We start from the raw sequence: 1,192 nt of genomic DNA on the forward strand, positions 1-1,192 counted from the left end.
GCGTTGACAAAGGGGTTGTATAATAAGTAGAAATAAATAAATCGGCTTTTTCTTCATCGCAGATTTGTTGGAGCATCGCGCGATCGCGATCGGTATTACCATAATCGTAAAGAGGAATAGTTCGATAACGGATACCGGGAATTTTGGGGGCTGTTCCGTTTCGATCTAAAATGACAATATTTTGAGCAAAGTTCGTATTGGCCCATTCTTGCCAGAGGGATGTCCAAACGCGAGCAATGCCTGTATTATTATGTTGAAAAAATACACCATCAATGAGAATTGTCGGAGATTTTTGACTGGGGTTAACAGCAAGTGCAGGTAAAGCAGGCACAGTTTTAAAGTGCCAAGTTTTTGTACTAAAATCTCGTTGTGCAAGGGGTTCGACTCCACAGGCGATCGCGCTATTGACTTGACTTTCATCCTTAACCCAATCAAAGTATTGACGCAATAAGACAGGAAATTGAGTCTGTTGTTGCAGATTTAACCATTGGGAAGTCGCATTTTTATAACCATAATATTGCTCTTTAAAGCGCAATTGATTCGGGGTAACGTAGGCAAAATGTTGGAAAACTAACCCCTCTTTCTCAGTTTCTTGATGTTGAAAAGGATTAACAAACGCGACATCACGCCATTTACCATTAGGTAAGGGTTCCGCTAATCTGGGGGGTTCATGGGTTGCCCATACCATACCTGGTTTCAAACGCCAAGTGCGTAGCCATTCATATTGAGGATTATTTGCATAACAATTACGAGTGCTAATAACTAAATTTTCCCCAACAAAATACCAACACCAATAAAAAGCTGCTGTTTTTTCAGGATGTTCAATAAACATCTGTCGAGTTTGGCAAATCTGCTCAAAAGTCCAGAGTTCATCTACATCAATTTGCCACAATAAACACTCTTCAGAAATCCGGGTAATAGGAGCATTTATCATTTCTCTTTTGCCTTCCCAAAATTCGCCTTCTGGCTTTCGATAAATGCTAATATTTTGGGGATAAAGACGAGCCAGTTCATCTAAATATTCGGTAGTTCCATCCAGGCTGCGTCCATCGCGATGAACATCATCAGAAATGTTACCGCCCAGAGTGACACTCCAAGCCGTATCATGTTTTAAATCTGCCACCCCCTCGACAATATGCCAGTGCCATCGAAAGGGTAATTTTTTCAAGACATCAATATGATAACGGATGAA

General features: G+C 40.8%; 1 pseudogene. It reads right to left on the reverse strand.

The features are described from left to right. A pseudogene (locus QUA38_RS29060) lies at positions 1–1,192 on the reverse strand (FkbM family methyltransferase); the annotation flags it as partial.

The organism is Microcoleus sp. Pol12B4, from assembly GCF_036701385.1.
Classification (GTDB): domain Bacteria; phylum Cyanobacteriota; class Cyanobacteriia; order Cyanobacteriales; family Microcoleaceae; genus Microcoleus.